This is a genomic window from Xanthomonas theicola, assembly GCF_014236795.1.
In the GTDB taxonomy this organism is placed as follows: domain Bacteria; phylum Pseudomonadota; class Gammaproteobacteria; order Xanthomonadales; family Xanthomonadaceae; genus Xanthomonas_A; species Xanthomonas_A theicola.
Genome location: NZ_CP049017.1, coordinates 253,110 through 272,940, shown reverse-complemented (window position 1 = coordinate 272,940; position 19,831 = coordinate 253,110). Strand labels below are relative to the sequence as shown.

Annotated in this window: 19 protein-coding genes; 18 read left to right on the top strand and 1 reads right to left on the bottom strand. The window is 69.6% G+C overall.

The window, feature by feature from the left end; genetic code table 11:
* The first annotated feature begins 2 nt into the window (after positions 1-2).
* The 13 genes from sctP (at position 3) to G4Q83_RS22830 (ending at position 11,374) form a co-directional block, all read left to right on the top strand.
* A complete protein-coding gene (gene sctP, locus G4Q83_RS01325) occupies positions 3-635 on the top strand; it encodes a type III secretion system protein SctP (RefSeq protein WP_128419317.1) in 633 nt (210 codons plus the stop codon).
* Between the two features lie 20 nt (positions 636-655).
* Positions 656-1,672: a type III secretion system cytoplasmic ring protein SctQ gene (sctQ, locus tag G4Q83_RS01320; protein ID WP_128419316.1), complete on the top strand. Its 1,017-nt coding sequence runs from the start codon at positions 656-658 to the stop codon at positions 1,670-1,672.
* A complete protein-coding gene (gene sctR, locus G4Q83_RS01315) occupies positions 1,659-2,306 on the top strand; it encodes a type III secretion system export apparatus subunit SctR (protein WP_128419315.1) in 648 nt (215 codons plus the stop codon). Before sctQ ends, sctR begins: the two co-directional genes overlap by 14 nt.
* A gap of 4 nt (positions 2,307-2,310) precedes the next feature.
* Complete coding sequence (gene sctS, locus G4Q83_RS01310) at positions 2,311-2,571, top strand: type III secretion system export apparatus subunit SctS (RefSeq protein ID WP_128419314.1); 261 nt, start codon at positions 2,311-2,313, stop codon at positions 2,569-2,571.
* A complete protein-coding gene (locus tag G4Q83_RS01305) occupies positions 2,568-3,407 on the top strand; it encodes a type III secretion system export control protein (RefSeq protein ID WP_128419313.1) in 840 nt (279 codons plus the stop codon). Before sctS ends, G4Q83_RS01305 begins: the two co-directional genes overlap by 4 nt.
* Complete coding sequence (hrpD5, locus tag G4Q83_RS01300) at positions 3,404-4,345, top strand: HrpD5 family protein (protein ID WP_128419312.1); 942 nt, start codon at positions 3,404-3,406, stop codon at positions 4,343-4,345. The genes G4Q83_RS01305 and hrpD5 overlap by 4 nt, the downstream gene beginning before the upstream one ends.
* Positions 4,346-4,359: 14 nt before the next feature.
* The gene (gene hrpD6 / locus G4Q83_RS01295; RefSeq protein ID WP_128419311.1) at positions 4,360-4,605 is read left to right on the top strand and encodes an HrpD6 family protein; all 246 of its coding nucleotides are present in this window, start codon (positions 4,360-4,362) and stop codon (positions 4,603-4,605) included.
* Between the two features lie 175 nt (positions 4,606-4,780).
* Entirely contained in the window at positions 4,781-5,038 is a 258-nt protein-coding gene (locus tag G4Q83_RS01290) for a hypothetical protein (protein ID WP_128419310.1), read from the top strand.
* Between the two features lie 101 nt (positions 5,039-5,139).
* Positions 5,140-5,610 (top strand): type III secretion system chaperone family protein, encoded by a 471-nt coding sequence (locus G4Q83_RS01285; protein WP_246432233.1) that lies wholly within the window; start codon positions 5,140-5,142, stop codon positions 5,608-5,610.
* A 376-nt stretch (positions 5,611-5,986) separates the two neighbouring features.
* Positions 5,987-6,772 (top strand): winged helix-turn-helix transcriptional regulator, encoded by a 786-nt coding sequence (locus G4Q83_RS01280; RefSeq protein WP_128419309.1) that lies wholly within the window; start codon positions 5,987-5,989, stop codon positions 6,770-6,772.
* Between the two features lie 417 nt (positions 6,773-7,189).
* Positions 7,190-7,621, top strand: a complete 432-nt coding sequence (locus tag G4Q83_RS01275; protein ID WP_246432232.1) for a hypothetical protein — start codon at positions 7,190-7,192, stop codon at positions 7,619-7,621.
* A gap of 461 nt (positions 7,622-8,082) precedes the next feature.
* A complete protein-coding gene (gene xopF2 / locus G4Q83_RS01270) occupies positions 8,083-9,693 on the top strand; it encodes a type III secretion system effector XopF2 (RefSeq protein WP_246432231.1) in 1,611 nt (536 codons plus the stop codon).
* On the top strand, positions 9,611-11,374 hold the full coding sequence (locus G4Q83_RS22830; RefSeq protein ID WP_246432230.1) for a hypothetical protein: 1,764 nt from the start codon (positions 9,611-9,613) through the stop codon (positions 11,372-11,374). Before xopF2 ends, G4Q83_RS22830 begins: the two co-directional genes overlap by 83 nt.
* A gap of 510 nt (positions 11,375-11,884) precedes the next feature.
* On the opposite strand, the gene G4Q83_RS01260 is transcribed toward G4Q83_RS22830, so the two are convergent.
* Complete coding sequence (locus tag G4Q83_RS01260) at positions 11,885-12,598, bottom strand: hypothetical protein (protein WP_128419307.1); 714 nt, start codon at positions 12,596-12,598, stop codon at positions 11,885-11,887.
* Between G4Q83_RS01260 and G4Q83_RS01255 the strand changes: the two genes are divergently transcribed.
* The 5 genes from G4Q83_RS01255 (at position 12,588) to G4Q83_RS01235 (ending at position 19,641) form a co-directional block, all read left to right on the top strand.
* Positions 12,588-13,253, top strand: a complete 666-nt coding sequence (locus G4Q83_RS01255) for a hypothetical protein (RefSeq protein ID WP_128419306.1) — start codon at positions 12,588-12,590, stop codon at positions 13,251-13,253. The genes G4Q83_RS01260 and G4Q83_RS01255 overlap by 11 nt on opposite strands.
* Before the next feature lie 107 nt (positions 13,254-13,360).
* The gene (locus G4Q83_RS01250) at positions 13,361-13,885 is read left to right on the top strand and encodes an RNA polymerase sigma factor (protein WP_128419305.1); all 525 of its coding nucleotides are present in this window, start codon (positions 13,361-13,363) and stop codon (positions 13,883-13,885) included.
* Positions 13,882-14,964: a FecR family protein gene (locus G4Q83_RS01245; RefSeq protein ID WP_386272537.1), complete on the top strand. Its 1,083-nt coding sequence runs from the start codon at positions 13,882-13,884 to the stop codon at positions 14,962-14,964. The genes G4Q83_RS01250 and G4Q83_RS01245 overlap by 4 nt, the downstream gene beginning before the upstream one ends.
* Positions 14,965-15,286: 322 nt before the next feature.
* The gene (locus tag G4Q83_RS01240; protein WP_128419304.1) at positions 15,287-18,181 is read left to right on the top strand and encodes a TonB-dependent receptor; all 2,895 of its coding nucleotides are present in this window, start codon (positions 15,287-15,289) and stop codon (positions 18,179-18,181) included.
* A 155-nt stretch (positions 18,182-18,336) separates the two neighbouring features.
* On the top strand, positions 18,337-19,641 hold the full coding sequence (locus G4Q83_RS01235) for a histidine-type phosphatase (RefSeq protein ID WP_128419303.1): 1,305 nt from the start codon (positions 18,337-18,339) through the stop codon (positions 19,639-19,641).
* The last annotated feature ends 190 nt before the right edge of the window (positions 19,642-19,831 follow it).

Sequence of the window (19,831 nt, the reverse complement as noted above, 5' to 3'; positions counted from 1 at the left end):
CGGTGCACCGTCCGCTCCGCCCCGCCATCATCTGCGACGCCCCGCCGGTGGCGCCGGCCAGGCCGCGCCCCGTCGACGCCCACGCACGCGCGCAGTGGCTGCTGTACGGCGCCAGCCATCGCGGCGCACGCCTGGACGGCCAGCAATGCGAGGACCAGCACGCCGGCGAATGCCTGCCTGCGCCGGAGCCGTGGACTGCAGGCGGACGCGACCATGCCGAAGCGGCCGACGCGCAAGCGCACGACGCGGCGGCCGCGCCACAGGAGGCCGCGCCTGTCCTGGCCCGGCCGCCGCCGGCGACCACGGCGCATCTGCAGCGGCGCATCGCCCATGCGCTGCTGCACGACCGGCATGCGCGCCTGGCGATGCAGCGGGTCGCCGTACACGTGAGCGACTTCTGCAATGCCGCGCCGGTACGCGAGGGCGGCCCATGGGAGGCGCAACTGGATCTGCGCGAGGACGTGCTGCCGGCCACCCGCCTGTGGATGCGGCTTTCGCCTGGCTCGCTCTTACTTCGCTTCCGCTGCGGCAGCCCGCTCGCACAGCAGCTAGTGTGCAGCGGTCGACACTGCCTGCACACAGCACTGGACGCCGTCCTGCACCAGCCTTGCGCGGTGGATATAGAAGTCGTTTGACCCCTTCCCCTTCGACGCCCATGTCCAGCACACCCGCCCGCCTTTCACCGCTGCGTCCCCGCGTCCCGCACATCGCGCAATGCGCGGCGCGGCTGGCGCGCCTGCTGTGCACGCAGCCGCTGGCCGCGGCCGCGGAGCTGTCGCTGCGGCATCGGCTTTCCGCAACAGGGATTCATGCGTGCGTCGGCGTGGAGCTTGGCAATGGCGGCCGGCTGTCGCTGTGCATGGATGTGAGCGCCGACCCGGGCTTGCGCGCGCTGTTGGTCGATGGCTGCGCAGCGCAATCCGCACTGGCGGCGCTGTTGCTGGACGCGCCGCTGGCGGCGCTGCAGCGGCTCGGCCTGGGCCGGCCGCAGGTCACCGAGTTCCGTGCATGGCCGCACGCCTTGCCGCACCCCTGCGGGCCGCTGCTGGTGTTCGGCGATGCCGAGCTGCCCTTGCCCTGCGTGCCGGTGGACGCCTGCACCGACGCCGTGCAGGCGCTGGAGGCGGCGTGCACGGCCGTCGCCGCAGCGGCCGGCCCCGCGCCCTCGCTTCGGCTGTTGGCCTACCCCTGTCTGGGCGCGCGGCGCTACCCCAGCGCACGGCTGGCCTCGCTGCGCCCCGGCGACGTGCTGATCGCGCCGCTGCAACGCCGGCACGGCGGTTATCGCGCGTGGCTGTGCTGCGGCGCGGCCAGCGGCCGGCAGTGGCGGTTGCATGGCCACATAGATCGCCACACCTTTCATTTGGAGGACATCGCCGACATGAACACGGTCACCGCATCCGAACAGGTCGCCACCGCGTCCGCGCCGCGCAGCATCGACCAGGTGGACGTGCCGGTCCAACTGGAACTGGACCCATTGCTACTGCCGCTGGGCGAACTGGGCACGCTGCAGCCCGGCCATGTGCTGGAACTGAACACCTGCGTGGAAGACGCCTGCGTGCAGCTGATGGTCTATGGGCAGAGCATCGGCAGCGGCCGCTTGATCGCCGTCGGCGACCATCTCGGCGTGCAGCTGGTCAGCGTGAACGGGCGCCTGCATGCAGACGCCTGACTTCGGCACGCTGCTGCTGCTGGTCCTGTTGCTGGCGCTGCTGCCGTTCGCCGCCATGGTGGTGACGTCCTACACCAAGATCGTGGTGGTGCTGGGATTGCTGCGCAATGCCATCGGCGTGCAGCAGGTGCCGCCGAACATGGTGCTCAACGGCATCGCCCTGATCATGTCCTGCTTCGTGATGGCGCCGGTGGGCATGGAAGCGATGCGCATCGCCCGCAGCGGCGGCGGCGCCGCGCCCGGCGCCAATCAGATCGTGGTGCTGATGGACGCGGCGCGGCAGCCGTTCAGGCGCTTCCTGCTGGCGCACGCGCGCGAGCGCGAAAAAGCCTTCTTCATGCATTCGGCGCGACAGATCTGGCCCAAGGACCAGGCCGACGCGCTCAAGCCCGACGACCTGATCGTCCTCGCCCCGGCCTTCACCCTGACCGAACTCACCGATGCCTTCAGGATCGGTTTCCTGCTGTACCTGGCCTTCGTCGTGATCGACCTGGTCATCGCCAACGCACTGATGGCGCTGGGCCTGTCGCAGGTCACGCCGAACAACGTGGCGATCCCCTTCAAGCTGCTGTTGTTCGTGGCGCTCAATGGCTGGTCCACGCTGCTGCACGGCCTGATCCTGACCTACAGGTGAAGCGATGGGTGCCGACGATCTGGTCCGTTTCACATCCGATGCGCTGCTGCTATGCCTGATGGTCTCGCTGCCCGTGGTCGTGGTCGCCGCGGCCTCCGGCCTGGTGATCGCCTTCTTCCAGGCCGTGCTGTCCCTGCAGGACGCCTCGATCTCGTTCGCGTTGAAGCTGATCGTGGTCATCGTCACGTTGATCGTCGCCGCCCCCTGGGGAGCCGGCGCCGTGCTGCAGTTCGCCAAGACCATGTTCGGAGCCGCATTTCCATGATCAAGCCCAATATCGGCCGCGCCGGGTTTTCCACCTCCCCGCTCGACGTGGATTGCGTACCGACCTGCTGCGCGTCAGCGCACGGGAACGCATCGGCGGCAGAGGAGGAGACCGCCTGGCCGGGCGCCGCAGCCGCGGCGCAGTTCCCGCCGAGCTGGCGGCGCAGGCGCAAGCGATCGACCGGCAGGGACGGGCAGTTCGACGACGACGAATGGCCCGCGCCGCCGCAGGCGACGCCCGATCCGGACCAGGCGATCGATGCCGCATCGCGGCAGGCGCACGCCGGCGCCCAGCAGCAGCCGCAGCATGGGCAATCGGAGGCGCGGCACGACCATCTGGGCGGCGGCCAGCCAGGCGATGCAGCGCCGGCGGCGCCCGAGCCCGCCCACGCGGCGCATGCGCCGGCAGCGGCGGCAACGCCTTCCGGCGCCGCCTCGGCCCTGCTGGAAGAGATCCTGCAACGCTACCGCAACCAACCTGCCGAGCAGGCCCAGCCGGCGCTGGCCCGGGCGCTGTCGCAACTGCGCGACGGCGTGCTCGATCGCGCACTGCCGGCGTCATTCAGCGTCGCCGGCTGGATCCTGCTGCGCGAACACCTGTTGCGCGCCAGCCAGGCCACTGCCACGCCGGCGCCCGCGCTGCAACAGTTGCGAGCGCAGTTGGTGGACGCGGTCAGGCCAACGCCGGACATGCCGCAACCGGCCGTACAGACCTTGCACCTGCTGCTGCCGCTGCTGTTGTTGCACGCGGAACGGCCGCGTCTTCCGCGTCACCGGCAACGCGCCATCGCCATGCTCGACACCTTGTGCGCCGGCATGGGAGGAGTTCGCACATGAATGCCGAGCTTCGCGTCCTGACCGGGCGCCATGCGGGTACCCGCGTACCTTTGCCGCCAGGCAGTTACCAGCTTGGCCGCGGCGAGGATGCCGATCTGCAACTGACGGACTGGAGCGCCCCCCCGCTGATCCTGGAGATCGATGCAGATGCAAACGTACGCTACGCCAGCACGGATCCGGCCGACGCCGCACGGCCGCTGCAGCGCTTCGCGCCGGTGTGCTTCGACGCCATCGTGCTGTGCGTGGGAACCCAGGGCCAGGCATGGCCGGACGAGTTGCAACTCTTGCGCGCAGCGCTGCGACCGCAGCCCGCGCGCGGCAGCGCGGCGGCCTCCGCCGCACGGTCCACGCCGCGCAAACGGCATCTGGTCTGGACCGCGCTGGTGAGCGCGTTCGCCCTGACATTGACCGCATGGGGCTACGACGCGCCGGATACGCACGCCGGGCGCGCGGCGCCGGCCAGGATTGCACAGGCGCGGCAGGCGTTCGCCCGGCTCGGACAGACGGAACTGCGCCTGCGCGATGCCGGCGACCACGTGGAGATCGACGGAATGGTGCGCAGCGAGGCCGATGCGCAACGCGTGGAGCATTGGCTGCAAGGGCATCCGGGACCGTGGCGGATGCGCTTCGGCGTTGCCGAGACGCTGATCGAATCGATGAGCGAATCGCTGCACGAGCCGAACCTGCAGATCCGCTACCGCGGCCATGGCGTGTACGACGTCGTCGGCGCCAGCGAACACCGCGATGCGGTGGCGCGCAGGCTCGAACAACTGCGCCGCGACATGGGATCGCAGGTGGTGCGGATCGACGCCAGGCTGCGCACGCTGGACCCGCGCGATGCGTTGCCCGACACCTACGACACGGCCCTGTCGGTGGACGCACTGCACTACGTCGAGACCCCCGACGGCTCCAAGCATTTCAGCAGCTTTTCCCAATGACGACCGAAAACGCCATGTTCGAGACATTCGATTCCAGCATCGCCAACGACCTGAACACCCTGCTGCAGACGCATCGCGAGGATCCGTCCGGGCAACGCCTGGAGCAGGCCATCGCCGCGCTCGGCGAAGCCGCCGAGCGGGCGCGCCAGTGCTGGGCAACGTCCGCGGACGTACACGAGCGCAATCAGGCGCTGGTCCTGCACGAGGGGTTGCAGGCGGCCGCGGTGGTGGTCGCCCATGTCCGCGATAGCCCACCGTAACCATCCGGACGGGCTGCGGAGGCGCATGCCGCGCCGGCGCGCGGCGGTGGCTTCCAGGCGACGTCCGTCACTCCATCCCAGGCCGCTTTGGGCCTGCAACGCTCCATGCGGCGCCGCCGCTGGTCCCCACGCACAAGCGTGGCTTTCAACAACCATCCAGTCCAGGAGAAATGACATGCCCAACATTAACTCGCTTAGCAGCCACAGCCCCTCTTTCATCAACACCCTGGGAACCACCGCCAGCTCGGGCCTTTCCAGCATGAGCTCCAGCGCGCAGTACGGTGCCGCTGGAGCTGCGATCGTCGCCGACGCCGGGAAGCAGATCGCGTTGCAGAACACGATCACCACCGCGGAAAACGAGATCAACCTGAACATGGCCGTGGATCAGGTCATCAAGCAAGGCGGCACCAACGCCAAGCAGCTCGCCGGCTGATGGCTGCCAGATAACCGCGACACACGCTGGCGACGGCGGCGGGGCATCCATCGCCTGCCCCGCCGTCGCTCCCCGGCCCCCGACTTCCTTGGCGCGCCACGATGGCCCATCCGGCTTTCTCCGCGCTGATCGACGATCTGTGCGATGCGCTGGGCATGGTCCCAGCCCAACCGACCGGCGACCATTTTTCGTTCGAGAGCGGCGGGTTCCAGATCACGCTGCGCTATCCGGACCAGGCCAAGCTGGCCCAACCGGATCCGGCGATGTACATGCTGGTCGGTTTCGGCATGCTGCCGCCCGGCCGCACCTTGCAGGTCTTCCGGCTGATGCTGGAGGCCAATCTCTCCGTCTATGCGCAGGACCAGGCACAGCTGGGGCTGGAGCCGCTCAACGGCGAAGCCATCCTGATCGCACGCGTGGCGCTGGATGCCGATGTCCACGGCCATTGGCTTGCCCAGCTGGTGCTGCACTACGTGCAGCACGGCCGCTACTGGCGCGACACCATTCTCGCATGCACGGACGAAATGTACGCGGCCCTGTGCAGCGGGGACTATCTATGGATTCGCGCCTGATCCAGTGGCGCAAACCGTGCTGGAGAATGCGCTGCCGCGCCGCGCCGCGACCGGGCATGCCCGTGCGCCCCCATGCCCACGCGTGCCCCCGATACCACACAGCCACATCGCAGGGCTGAATCCATCCTGGCTAGCACCCTGTGCAAGTGGACGGAGAATGACCGCAAGATGAAGACGCATCCGGCAGTCACCGCGATTTGAGAACGGAGTATTGCTAATTTCTTGAAGTTCTCGTGATGATGCCGACGCAGGAAATGCCTGGCTCCTTGCTTGTTTCCTCCCCCGATAGCGACCCCGGTATTCGTATGCGCCAAGACATGATCGTACCCCTCGCCTGTTCCGCCTGCGCCATCGCCGCCGCGCCTTGGGCCACGTGATGACGCGCTACGCCCTGCTCAGCCGCGACCCTGCCCTCGTCGCTCAAGTCACTGAAAGCCTGCACCCCCTGTGTCCGCAACTGTGCGTGTTCACCGACGAGCTCGACGTGCTGCGCGCGCTGCGCCATTACGCCTGCGAGTTGATCCTGTTCGACGCGAACTGCGCCTCGCCGCTGGACAGCGCGGTGCTTGCCTGGCAGAACTGCCACCGCGGCCGGCCGATCCCGCTGATCGTGATCGGCCGCTTCCTGGACTGCACGGCCATTTTCGATTGGTACCGCGCCGGCGCCCTGGATGTGCTCAGCATCCCGTTCGACAACAACGAGTTGCACGTCCGCGCCACCCTGGCCACCCGCAGGCGGGACCCGGCCGCCAAGGACGACCAGCAGATCGTGCTCGGTCCCTATCGCCTGGACCGCGCCACCAGCATGACCTACCTGCACGACGAGCCGATCAAGCTGACCGCGCGCGAGTGCTGCATCGCCTGGCTGTTGTTCTCCAACCCCGGCGTGTGCCTGCGGCGCTGCCAGTTGGCCAAGACGATCTGGGGCAACAACAGCGACTTCACCGACCGCACCCTGGAGCAGCACATCTACAAGCTGCGCAAGAAGTTGCGGCTGTGCAGCAGCGGCAGCGTGCGCATCCATACCATCTACGCGCACGGCTACCGGCTGGAACTGAGCGGCGGCGACGGCGCGACCGAGTCCTCCATGCCGGCCGCGTGTGCCGGCGCCTATGCGCCTTCGCGGAATGCCCCCGCGCTCCCATCGCGGGTAGGGGCGTAGTTCCGCGCGGCCCGGCCCGGTAGCTGCGGCCAGGCCCGCGCAGCGCCGGCGCCACTGCGGCAACCGCGCCGCCGCATGCATGCGGCACCGCATCGAACCCGCCCATCCCCCAGGACGAAGGCGCCCGCGCCCGTCCACGGCGCCGGGCCGCCACTGTGTCGCCGCACGCAGCGCGGCAACGCCGGCGCGAACGTGCAAGAGCGCGCCCGTGCCGCAAGCGGCATGGTTCACACCCTTCCCCCCCCGCCGCCTCGGTGCGCTTCGCTTACATGGCATTCGCTTCGCTTGCCCCGGGTCCGGTCCCGGGGCGACGCCTTCAAATGCACATTGCGGCCGCTTCATGACGCGCCGCCTCGCAATGCCCCCTCTGTCATCCCCTGTGAACATCCCATGCCCATCCGGACCGACGCTTGCCCCTTGCCCGCCTCGCTCTACGCCTTCTTCTCGCAGATCGGCCTGCAGCTCGGTGCCGACGCTGCACTGATGCAGGCGGCCGCCGGCGGCGAACCGTTCCTGGCCCCCTGCGGGCTGCTGTGCCGCCTGCACGCCGAACCGCATGACGCGGCATGGCGTGTCTACCCCGAACTGTTACTGCCGCTGGCCGGCGTCGAACTGGGCGGCGAGGACGTCGAACGCCTGCTGGCGATCCAGGACCATGCGCTCACCGGGTACGGCTGGCGCCTGGGCCTCGCCCCCGAAGGCCTGTTGTCGTTGCGCCCGTTGTTCTATCCCGACGGTGCCGAGCAGGTCGCCGCGCACCTGGACCAAGCCCAGTTCCTGGGCCGCGCGATTCTCTCCGCGCTGCTGGAGGCGCCCCCAGCCGCACCGGCAACGGAGACGGCGCGATGAAAACGACGACGCCAGGCACCTCCAGCACCCCCTTGCTCGCGCGCTTGGCGCGCGGCGACGACGAAACGGCCACGGCGCGCGCACCCGGCACCCGGCAGCCAGCGGACGGCACCGACGCCGATCCGCTCAAGCAACTCGCATCGCCCCCTCCGCAACGGCCGCGCAGCCGCCGCGAGCAGCCGAATCCCCGGCACGTTCCAGGCGACCCATCGCTCCCGTCCGTATCGGACGCCATGGCGGAAATACGCCTGCAGATCGACCTGGAAAGCGCCGCGATCCACTCCGATCGCTCCGACCGCGCTTGGGCCACGCGCAGCGAAGCGGCGACATCGTCCTTTCACTCCGCCGTCGACTCCCCCTCGCGCCTGCAGACGTCTCCCTCGCCGTCGCGCGCGGGCCACGGGCGCGCCGAGCAAACGCCGGCGTCGCATCAAGAGTGCGCGGACCAGATACGCGACCACTTGAGCCGCTATGAGGCGACACCGGATGCGCCCGATGCAACCGAGACCCAGGCGCACCTGGAGCAGGAATACATCGACTGGGCCGCCGAGCGGCAGCTGCAGCGGCACGCGGCGTTCGGCCCGAATGGCGGCTACCGATTCAATGTCGACATGCACGCCACTGGCACCGACGCGTCGCTGCCGGTGGCCTACGAGACACTCAAGGGCTTCCTGACCTCGGCGCTGCGGGTTCCCCCCGGAAGCGCGGCAGCCGCGCAATTCGACAAACAGGTCGGCGAACTCACCTCCAAACTCGGTCCCACCGTCGCCGGCGGAGCGGTGTCCGGATTGGGCTCCGGCTTCATCGAACAAATCCTACTGAGCGCGATCGACCGCCGCGCGCGCCTGGCCAACATGCCGGCGTTCAAGCCGGTGCCGCCGACCGTGCTCAGCCCCGCGCCGGGACCGGTACAGATGGAGATCACGCCGCAAGGGCGCAAGCACTTCTGGCGGCCGCTGCGCGACCACCAGGTCTCGCACGTCGGGGCCAACGGCGACCACCCCACCCTGGATGCGTTGCAGGGTGTGGCGCACGATCGGCAACGGCAGTTGCTGCAACGGCAGAAGCTGATGGAAGGCAAGGCGGAAGCGACCTTCCTGCGCCCACTGCTGACCGGCACATTCAACGGCATACGGCGCCGCCTCAGCAGCGTGAGCACGTTGCTGTCGCCGACAAAACTGCTCGGCACCTCGATGCTCAGCGCCGGCGGCGCCGGCGCGCTCACCAGGGCGATCCTCGAGACCGGCAAGGCGCTGTCCAGGACCGGCCAGACCCAGATCGACAACCTGGTGGGCGGGAGGCAAACGGTCAACCTCTTCCGGCTGGCGCGCCTCGACGAGTCGACGGACGCGCTGCGCTGGAGCGACGCACGGCGGCTGCCCGACACCCTGCTCGACATCGCCCGGGAAGCCGGCGCGCTGGCGGCGCAGCCGTTGACCTCGCCGCGCATGGCGATGCAGGTCGCGCGCGACCTGTTGCTGCGCCATATCGGCGGCAACATCTTCACCGGCTGGGTCGCCACCGGGGGAGGCACGCTCCTGGCATCGGTGGTCAGAGGCGGCTACGGCACGCCTGCCAGCGGCGAAGCGCCGTCCTCGGCCGGCAGCGTCGTACAGCAATACGGTCAATCCTTCTCCAACGACACGGTCTGGAACTCGCTCAAAAGCGCCCTTGGCGATACCAGACAGGATCTGGCCGCCAACCTGGACAGGCGCCGCGACGACAAGCAGGCGAGCCTATGGTCGAAGGCCCTGGCCATGCAGAACCGCTTGCGACTGCAGATCAAGGCCGTGCGCCAGCCCGCCGATGGCGCGCAGGACCCCGGCCTGCAGGACGCCATCGGCGCGCTGGCGCGATCGCTGGAGCAGGGTGCAGGCATGATCGAACGCAGCGACCTGGATGCGGCGCTGGACGCGATCGAACGGGTGCTCGGCGAGCCAGGCCGCACCGATGGCGCCACCCTGGAACGACTGCGCACGCTGAAAAGCGGTGCCGGGCAGCTGCGCGCCCTGCTCGTGCAGCGCCAGGCCTTGCTCGACTGGCGCGGCGGACGCCAGCAAGCATGCGCGTAAGCCGGACGCCCGCCCATGCGCCATCGAGTGCGAACCGCCTGCGCTCCTTCTCCACCAGAAAAAGGAAAAGCCCATGCACCCTTCAAACCGGATCGCGAGCCCATCGTCCTCCACTCCGTTCGCCCTGCCGCCGCCGTCCGCGGACGCGGGAGGCGAAGGCAGCGACCGTGCCGCCGCGCCTTGCGCGCCTGCGACAGCGCCCTTTCCGCCGGCGCCGGACGGCCTGCCGCAAGCGCACCGGCCCCGCCGTCGTCGCCCATCCTCCGACGTGAGCACGGCGGTGCGATCGCACGCGAGCGACGCCGCCACGCTCCCCGGCACGCCAGGCTCCGCATCGCCTGCCTCGTACACGACCGCCCTGGACAGCACCGTCGCCAGCGACGGCGAATCGGACATCGGCTCCATCCCCACGCCTTTCGCATCCATCGACGTCTCTTCCGAACCGGATTCCGCAGCGCAGAGCGGCTACGTGCAGCGGCTCCTGGCGCACTGGCGCGATGCCGGCGCCGACGCGGGCAGATGCGCAACGACGGTCCGCGATGCGGTTTTCCATTGCATCGCGCAATCGAGCGTGGCATCGGGATTGCGCGTGTTCGCGGTCGACCGCACCTTCCTGGGCGCGGCGCTCGGGCACTTCATCCACCAGTCCACGTCGGTCGGCACCACGACCTTCCTGCGCGAGATGGGCGGCGAGGCGCTGTTCGCCGCCCTGCGCCGGCTGCCTCCGGAAGCCATAATCCCCCTGCAGGTGGCGGCCGGATCGGCGACCATGGCGCTGCATCGATTGCGGCAGAAGCGCGAGCAGCGCAATCCCGACGCCGCCGCACGCGGCTTCCACAACCTCAGCCCCGCGCAATGGAATGCGCTGTCGGCGCCGCAGCGCGATGCGAAGCGGCAGGACCAGCGCCGCTATTCCGATGCGGTCTCGACCTTGGCTCTGGCCAGCGTCGCCAGCAACATCGCCATGGGCGCGGCCGGCCCCTCCTTGGGCTATCCGGAAATGGCCGCGCGCCTGCTCGCCTCGGACCTCAAGATCGCCGCCTATGCGGTCGCGCGCGACGCGATCCAGGCCATGTTCCGCATGGTCGGCACCGCGCAACAGACCAACGGCGGCGTCAGCGGCGCGCATATCACCGCGGCCGGCCAGTTCTACTCGATGGCCAACATCATCGCCAACAACAGCGCCGCCGTCTTCGTCCCGGCGGACCTGGACCAGGCAAGGCTGGCCTTCGCCGGGCTGTCGCCGACGCTGTCCAGGATCGATTCCATCCAGACGCTGCTGCGCTCCTGCGCAATCAAGGCCACGATCAATACCCTGCTGGAGAGCGCCGACTGGATCAACGTCACCCAGGAGGAGGCCAACCAGGCCGGCACGCACCAGCACTGGGATCCGGCGCTCAAGGGCAGGCGCGAAGACCTCATGCGCGTGCTGGATCAATCGATCGCGCGCAGCGCCGCGATCGACTCCAACATATCGCTCGGCACCGCGCTGGCCCTGATCGCCGAAATGGCGGAACTGTCCTTGCCGGCCACGTCGCTGCTCAGCAACACGCTGGCCGGCGTGGCGGCGGGCATGCAATACAAGGTCATCGGTGGCACCTGGCAGGCCGAGGCGGCGGTCAGAGCCGAGGAAGACCCTCGCCGGCCGGCAAGCGAAGCCGACGAGACCAGGCCCACCTAGAGCACTTTCGATCCAAGTGATGCCACTTGTGGGAGCGACTTCAGTCGCGACAAGCTTTACAAGTAGAGCCATTCGCGACTGAAGTCGCTCCCACAACGCTTCGCTGGCCGCAAATATTCAGAGTCGAAAATGCTCTGGCCGCCGCCACGCGGTGCCGCCTGCGCGCGCCGCGCTGCCGGCGCACTCGGCGACCGGCGCATCGGCCGTGGTCCGGTCACGTCGCCACGCGGTCGGGGCACGAAGGGAGCCAGACGCCAAAGGGCGCGGCCTGGGGTTGCGCAGCCAGCGCAACCCCAGACGACGCGCGGGGCGATCCCATCGTGCTTGCAGCAAGAGCGGATGCGCTGCTGCCGGCACGCTCGGGGGAGCGCGCCGCTGCAACGTCGGGCATGCGCATTGCTCCCCTTTCCGCATGCGCCTTGCTTAACGCCGCTCACGGGACCACCGGACGCATCCTGCTGGATCGACATCCCGCGGCCGCCAGCGACAGATCGGTGGCGGCAGAACGACTCAGCGCGGCTGCAAGGGATTGCCAACCAGCTCCCCGCTGTATGCGAGGTTCTGCGACGGGTCGATCGCTGCTGAATTGATCGCATTGAAATCCCGGCGGATACTGTCGATTTCCTGGCGATAATCGTCGGCGCTCGGTTGCCCATCCGCGCCATTCAAGCTTGCCCGTACGCTCCCGAGCGTATGATCCAAATTCTGCAGCAGGGGTTGCAGCGTCGCCCGGTTGAGCGCATCCCTGCTCTCCATATCTTCAACGATCTGGTTCCTCAATTCGTTCCCCGAGTCGCACACCTGCTGCATATCGCTCCCGACCGCCTGGCCTATCTGGTTTGCCGGCACATCGTCGAGCTGCTCCTGCAGATACAGAGCTTCCATCAAAAAATCCTGTAATACCCGCTCTATCGGCACGTCGCCGCGCACCACCCGCCGACCGCCCATGAGCATGGCCTCGCCTCTCTGGTTTGCCCGCATGTCCACCAAACCAGACCGATAGCGGTGTGACAGACCGGCAATCGGCGAGCCTTGCAGCGGCAGGTCGGCAATCGGCGAGTTTTGCAGCGGCAGGTCGGCAATCGGCGAGTTTTGCAGTGAAGTCGCCTGGTAGGGATCATGCGCGTGTTGCGCCGGCGACGACGCCGGCGCTCGTAAAACGTCATCTTCCTCGTGACGCGCACTGGACCTACCGATACGACTACAACATACGATGTTTCCCATTTGTTTTCTCCTTCGTGGACATCACAACGGAAAGTCGATCGTCAAGCAGCTTGACATCGCCCGCGCCATGAAACACGAAGCTTCGGAAAGCAGCGCGAAACCGGCGGCGATCTCGGGACGAGGCAGTGGGGTGCTTGCCGAGATCCACGCCTGCCGGGCGCGCCGAGGCAGGGGTTCGCCTGTCCGCCCGGGAACTCGCCTTTGCGCGATCGGCGCATTCCCGCTCCGGCAACGCTTGGATCTTCCGTTCCTGTCCGGCATCCTGATGCGGGCCCACCATCGCAGCCACGCTCTCCTCGATCGGCAAAGCGCCGCCATTCCCACCGCGTCGGACGATCGCCCGGCCCAAGCGGCTTCCTCGCGGCCGGCCGATCGCGATCGCGCGGGGAACCGGCCCAGCCCATTGCAGGCGGGGCTCGCATCCCGCCCGCCGTCTCCCGCAGGCGCGAGCAGTTCGGGCAACGGCCGCCAGCGCCGCATGGTCAATGCATCGAACCGGGCGCCGCGAGCGCCCAACCCGCGGCCGCTCTCGCATATTCCGGACATCGCGCGCCTGCTGCAAGCGCACCAACGGCAAAATCCCGAACTCGCGGCGAGGCCGAGGGATCTGGTCGACCAGTGCAGCAGTCCGCCGCCCCGCGCAAACGACACATGATCGCCGGCACGCGGGCGCATGACGCGGCGGGGTCGGTCCGCGCCGTCACGTCATCGTTTTGTCACCTGCGCCAGCGAGTCTGACCCGCCAGGCGCCGAACGCTGACGATGACCGGCAACGCCAAACGCGCGTGGACGCAGATGTTCGCCCAGCACGGTCCGGTGCTGCGCGGTTTCTTCGTGCGCCGCGGCGCCAGCGAGGACGCCGAGGACATGGTGCAGGAGACTTACCTGCGCCTGCTGCGCGCGCACCAGCACCAGGGCGAGGCGATCGCCAATCCCGAGGCCTACCTGTACACGGTGGCGCTGAACCTGGCGCGCGAGCAGGCCGCGCGGCGCAAGCGGGCGCCGCTGCGCATCGACGAGATGGAGCAGTTCTCGCAATTGCTGGCCGCCGGGGACGACGTGGAAGACACGGCACAGCGACAGCAGCGGCAGCAGCGCCTGCAGGCCCTGCTGACCGGCTTGCCGGACCGCACCCGCGCGGTGCTGGTGATGCAGTACCGCGACGGGCTGAGCTACAGGCAGATCGCCGAACGCATGGGCGTGTCCGCGCACATGGTCAAGAAGCACGTGGTGCGCGGGCTGTCGGCGTGCCGGCGGGCGCTGGCCGACAGCGGGGAACGCTGGTGAGCGCGGCCGCCTTCCCGACCCGCAGCGCCACCGCCGAGGCCGCGCACTGGCATGCCCTGCAACGCATGCAGGCGCTGGACGCGACCCAGCAGGCGCAATTGACGGACTGGCTGACCGCCTCGCCGCAGCACCTGCGCGAATACCTGGCGGTGCTGCGCGTGGCCGGCGAACTGGGCGCTGCGTTGCGCGGCATGGACCTGGACGTGGACGCGCTGCTCGACGCCGACCGCCGCGCGGGCGCCGCTCCTGCGCCGCGCAACGTGATCGCGCTGCCGCTGGCGCTGCGGCCGGGGCCGCAAGCCGCGCCGGCATCCCCTGCGGTGCACCGGCGCAGCGCGCGCCTGCGCGGCTGGGGCCTGGGCCTGGCCGCGGCGCTGTGCGGCGTGGCGGTGCTGGCCGGCTGGGCCTGGCCGCGCACCCAGACCTACAGCACCGCGCACGGCGAGCAGCGCAGCGTGCAGCTGGCCGATCGCAGCACGGTGCATCTCAACGCGCAAAGCGCGCTGCGCGCGACCATGACCCCATGGAGCCGGCGCCTGCAGCTGCTGCGTGGCCAGGCCAGTTTCATGGCCGCGCCGGACCGGCGTCCGCTGCAGGTACGGGCCGGCGCGCTGCGGGTCGAGGACATCGGCACCACCTTCGACATCGCCCTGTACCAGAGACAGGCGCGGATCGAGGTGGCCGAAGGCCGCGTGCACGTATGGCATGCCGACCGCCAGGGACAACCGATGCTGGCCGATCTGGGCGCCGGGCAGAGCGCGCGCATCGACGCCGCCAGCGGGCGGGTCGAGCTGGGCAGCGAAGACGTCGCCGCGATGCATGCCTGGTGGCGGCGCCGCATCGTGTTCCGCGACGCGCCGCTGGCGAACGTGGCCGAGGACTTCAACCGCCTCAACCGCACGCGCCTGCTGATCGACGATGCCGCCGCCGGTGCGATGCGCCTGACCGGCAACCTGCGCGGCGACGACATCGCCTCGCTGCGCGCGTTCCTCGCCGACCAGCCGACGCTGCGCGTCAGCGCCAGCGCCGACGCCATTCGGGTCGGCAGCCGCGCTGCGCAGCCGCCGGTCGCGCGCTAGCCGCAAGCACTGCGACCATCGCGCACGCGCGTCTTGCGACGCAGGCGCGCAGCGGCGAACGGCACCCGCATTTCTGCTTACCCACACGTATCGCGTGCCGCCGCTGCGCACGCCCGGCAATGGCGCCGTATCCGTCCGAGCGTGCAGTGCGGACGCCAGGGAGAACATCCGCTCACCCTCGCCGCGCCGCACGTGTCACAGAAGATTCATCGAAAAGCGGTGCCCGATCGTCGCTGTCGATCCTCGTAGTCCAGGCACAACGCAGCATGGCGCCGTTCGCGGCGGCGCTGCGCAGCCCCTCCGCTCCCACTGGACAACGACGATGCGCCGTACCCTGTTCCTCTCCATCGCCCTCGCCCTGCATGCCGGCGCCGCCGCCGCCCAGACCACGCCCGTCGTGGTCGATGCGATTCCCGCGCAACCGCTCGCACGCGCGCTCAACACCTTGTCGCGGCAGACCGGACTGCAATTCGTCTACGCGGCGAGCGTGGCCGGCAATCCGCAGACCCGCGGCGCCCGCGCCGGCGCGGCGCCGGAACAGGCCCTGCAGCAATTGCTCGACGGCACCGGCCTGCGCTACCGCTACCTCAACCCGACCACGGTGACGATCGAGGCCGCGAGCGCGGCCAGCGACGCGGCGCAGGCGATCCCGGCCGCCACCTCCGCCGCAACACCGAGCGCAATGCCTGCGGCCGACGCACCGGTGAAGGAACTGGACAGCATCCAGGTGCTGGGCAGCTATGCCGGCAGCCTCAGCGCCGCGTTGCGCGAGAAGCGCTATGCCGACAGCGTGGTCGAGGTGATCGCCGCCGAGGACATCGGCAAGCTGCCGGCGCAGAACGTGGCCGAAGCGCTGCAGCGCGTGCCCGGCGTGTCGATCGTGCGCGATCGCGGCGAGGGCGTGTACGTGCGCGTGCGCGGCCTGGGCCCGAACTTCCAGGTGACCACGCTCAACGGCCAGACCATGGCGGTCAACGAGAACGTGCGCACCTCCGGGCAGACCGGCCGCCAGTTCCGCTACGACACGCTGCCGGCCGAACTGGTGTCCGGCCTGGACGTGATCAAGAGCCCCACCGCCGACCTGGACGAAGGCGCGATCGGCGGCATCGTCAACGTGCGCACCTTCCGCCCGCTGGAACTGGGCAAGACCCTGACCAACCTGTCGCTGGAATCGAGCCAGGCGCAACGCACCCATGCCAACGACCCGCGCGTGTCCGGCCTGTTCAACTGGGTCAACGCCGACGGCAGCTTCGGCATGCTGATCTCCGGCGCCTACGCGCAGCGCAGCCTGCGCCAGGACCGGGTCAACGAAGTGAGCTGGGACTACTACCCCAACGGCGTGCCGGGCGCGCCCGGCGCCTATTACGCACCGACCGGACTGCGCCCGACGCTGGAACTGGAGCAACGCGAGCGCACCGGCGTGGCCGCCTCGCTGCAGTGGAAACCGAGCGCGGCGTGGGAGACCAACCTGGACCTGCTCTACGCCAAGCAGACCGTGCACTACGACGAATACAGCATGGGCGTGGGCTTCGACAGCCTGGCCAAGCTGAGCAACATTCGCGTCGAGCACGGCGGCATCACCGGCTTCGACTACCGCAACGGCCAGGTGCAGATCTCGCGCGAGACCTCCGGCATCACCGACGACAACCGCAGTGCGCGCCTGTCCAGCACCTGGAGCGGCGATCGCTGGACCCTGGGCGCGGTGGCGTTCCACTCGCAGGCGCACAGCTACGATTCGGACCCGATCCGGCGCACCCGCCTGCGCAGCGGCACCAACCTGTCGATGCGCGTGGAGATGCCGCAGGCCGACGGCGACAGCGTGCCCGACTGGAGCTTCAGCAACGGCTTCGATCCGAACAACCCGGCCACCGTGGCCGGGCGCCGCCTGGAATGGCGCGAGATCGATGCGCGCGACAAGGAGGACGCGCTGCAGTTCGACGCCAAGCGCGCGCTCGACGGCGACTTCTTCCGCGACCTCAAGGTCGGCGCCAAGTACCGGCAGCGTTCGCGCAGCTACGACCGCGCCGACCTGCTGCTCAACAGCATCGCCGGCGTGCGCTTCCCGGCCGGCAACTTCACCGCGCTGCCGGTGGACGACATGCTCGCCGACGCCAACGGCACCCTGCCGCGGCAGTGGCTGGCGCCGGTCGAATCCACCTTCTGGGGCAACTGGCCGACCGCCGCGGACCTGGTCGACACGCCCAACAGCGCCGACCTGCAGAACTCCTATGAAGTGAAGGAGAAGATCGGCTCGGCCTACGCCATGGCCGATTTCGGCAGCGAACTGGCCGGCCGCGAGCTGCGCGGCAATCTCGGCGTGCGCCTGGTGCGCACCGAACAGACCACCGACGGCCACGCCGACGTCAACGGCACCGCGCAGCCGGTGCATTTCGAGCGCAGCTACAACAACGTGCTGCCGTCGTTCAACGCCGCCTGGGACGTGCGCGAGGACGTGGTGCTGCGCGGCTCCGCGGCCAAGGTCATCACCCGCCCCGACCTCACCGACCTGTCGTCCAAGCTCACCTTCAACTCCAGCGGCGAGATCCTCACCGCCAGCGGCGGCAATCCCGGGCTCAAGCCGTTCGAGGCGTGGCAGTACGACCTGACCTTCGAGTGGTACATCGACGGCACCTCGGCGCTGACCGGCGGCGTGTTCTACAAGGACATCTCCAGCTTCATCCAGACCCAGATGTCCAACCTGGTCTACCAGGGCCAGACCTATCTGCTGTCGTCCAAGACCAACGGCAGCGAGGCCAAGGTCAAGGGCGCCGAAGTGGCCTACCAGCAGGTGTTCGCCGGCCTGCCGGGGCCGCTGGACGGACTCGGCATGCAGCTCAACTACACCTGGACCGACAGCGAGGCCGGCTACCGCGACGGCACCCGCACCTTTACCGACCGCCTGGAAGGCGTGGCCAGGAACACCTACAACGCAGTGCTGTTCTACGAGAAGGGACCGCTGATGGCGCGGGTCAGCCACAGCTGGAGCGACGACATCCTCAACGCGGTCGGCACCGCCAACGTCGCCACGCTCAACAGCGACACGTTCGGCAGCCTGGACGCGAACGTGGCCTACAAGGTCGACGACACCCTGTCGGTGTTCGTCAACGCGATCAACCTCACCGGCGAGGTGCAGCGCCAGTACGTCGGCGACCACCTGTTCGGCGGCTACACCGACTACGGCCGCACCTGGTCGGTCGGCCTGCGCGCGCGCTTCTGAGCTGCGCTGCCGCGGTCGCCGCCGCCGTGCGGCGCCGCGCGCAATGGCGACAGCGTCCTGCGCGGCGCTGTCCGCGCAATGCCCGCTCGGCCGTTGCCACGGCCTGCGCCACGTCACGCCTTGCGCTCCCGTACCGCCTCTTCCGGACCATGCCGATGCCCTCGATGCCCCGCCTCACCGCCGCCGCGCTGCTCGCCCTGGCCCTGTTGCTGCCGTTCGCCGCCGCGCAGGCCGCGACCGCGACGCCGGAGACCCTGGAAAAAGTGCTGATCCTCAAGCGCCACGGCGTGCGCTCGGCGATGTCCAGCCCGGAACAGCTGGGCCGCTACTCGGCACGCCCATGGCCGCGCTTCGGCGTGCCGGCCGGACACCTGACCGAGCACGGTGCGCGCCTGGAGCAATTGTTCGGCGCCTATTACCGCGCGCTCTATGCGCCGCAGGGGCTGTTCGCCGGCGACGCCTGCGCCAGCGCCTACTACTGGGCCAACCGCACCCAGCGCACCATCGCCTCGGCGCGCGCGCTGGCCAGCACGCTGACGCCTGGTTGCGAGAACGTGGTGCACCACGTCGCCGACGGCGCATCGGATCCGCTGTTCGACGGCGCGCCGGCATTGCGCACGCCCGCCGCCCGCGCGCTGATGCGCGCGGCCATCGCCGGCCGCATCGGCGGCGACGCCGCCGCCTGGAACGCGGCGCAGCGCGATGCGATCGACACGCTGCAGCAACTGCTGTTGCAGTGTGCGCAGCGGCCATGTCCACCGCAGGCCGGTACCGGCAAGCAGCGCCTGGATGCGGTCGCCGCGCGGATGGGCGATGCCGAGGACGGGATTCCCGGCGTCGAAGGTCCGGCAGCGGCCGCCTCCGGCATCAGCGAAAGCCTGCTGATGGGCTGGGCCGACGGGCAGGACTTCGCGGCGCTCGGCTGGCATGGCCTGGACGAGGCCAGCCTGCTGCGCGCGTTCGCCCCGCACCAGGCCGAGTTCGCGCTGCGCCTGCGCGCGCCGGCGGTGGCGCGCATGGCCGGTTCGCCATTGGCCGCGCGCGTGCTGGCGACGCTGCTGCAAGGCAGCGACAGCGCAGCGCATGCCGCAGCGATCGGCGACGACGCGCGACTGGTGGTGCTGTCCGGACACGACGGCACGCTGACCCTGCTGGCCGGCATGCTCGATCTGCACTGGCAATTGCCCGGCTACCAGCCCGACCAGACCGTGGCCGGCGGCGCGCTGGTGTTCGAACGCTGGCGCCGCACCGATGGGCAACGCGTGATCCGCCTGCGCTACACCGCGCAGAGCCTGGCGCAACTGCGGCAACGGCATGCGCTGACGCCGCAGGCGCCGCCGCCGTCCGCGCCGGTGTTCATTCCCGGCTGCAGCAGCGCCACGCCGGGCTACGACTGTCCGCTGCCGACGCTGGCCGCGCTGATCGACGCGGCGATCGACCCACCGTTCCTGGGCGAATGACGCCCTGCGCACGGCCGCCGGCCGGCGCCATGGCGGCTGCATCGGCGCATCCCGCGCCGTTTGCCTGGCCATCGCGCCAGCCGCGGTTTCCCACCACCGCAAGAGGCGATTGACGATCCAGCATCGACGCACCCTCGCGCGCTTCGGCATCGGAGTGAGCCTGGCCTGTGCCTGTGCCGCGCACGCGCGA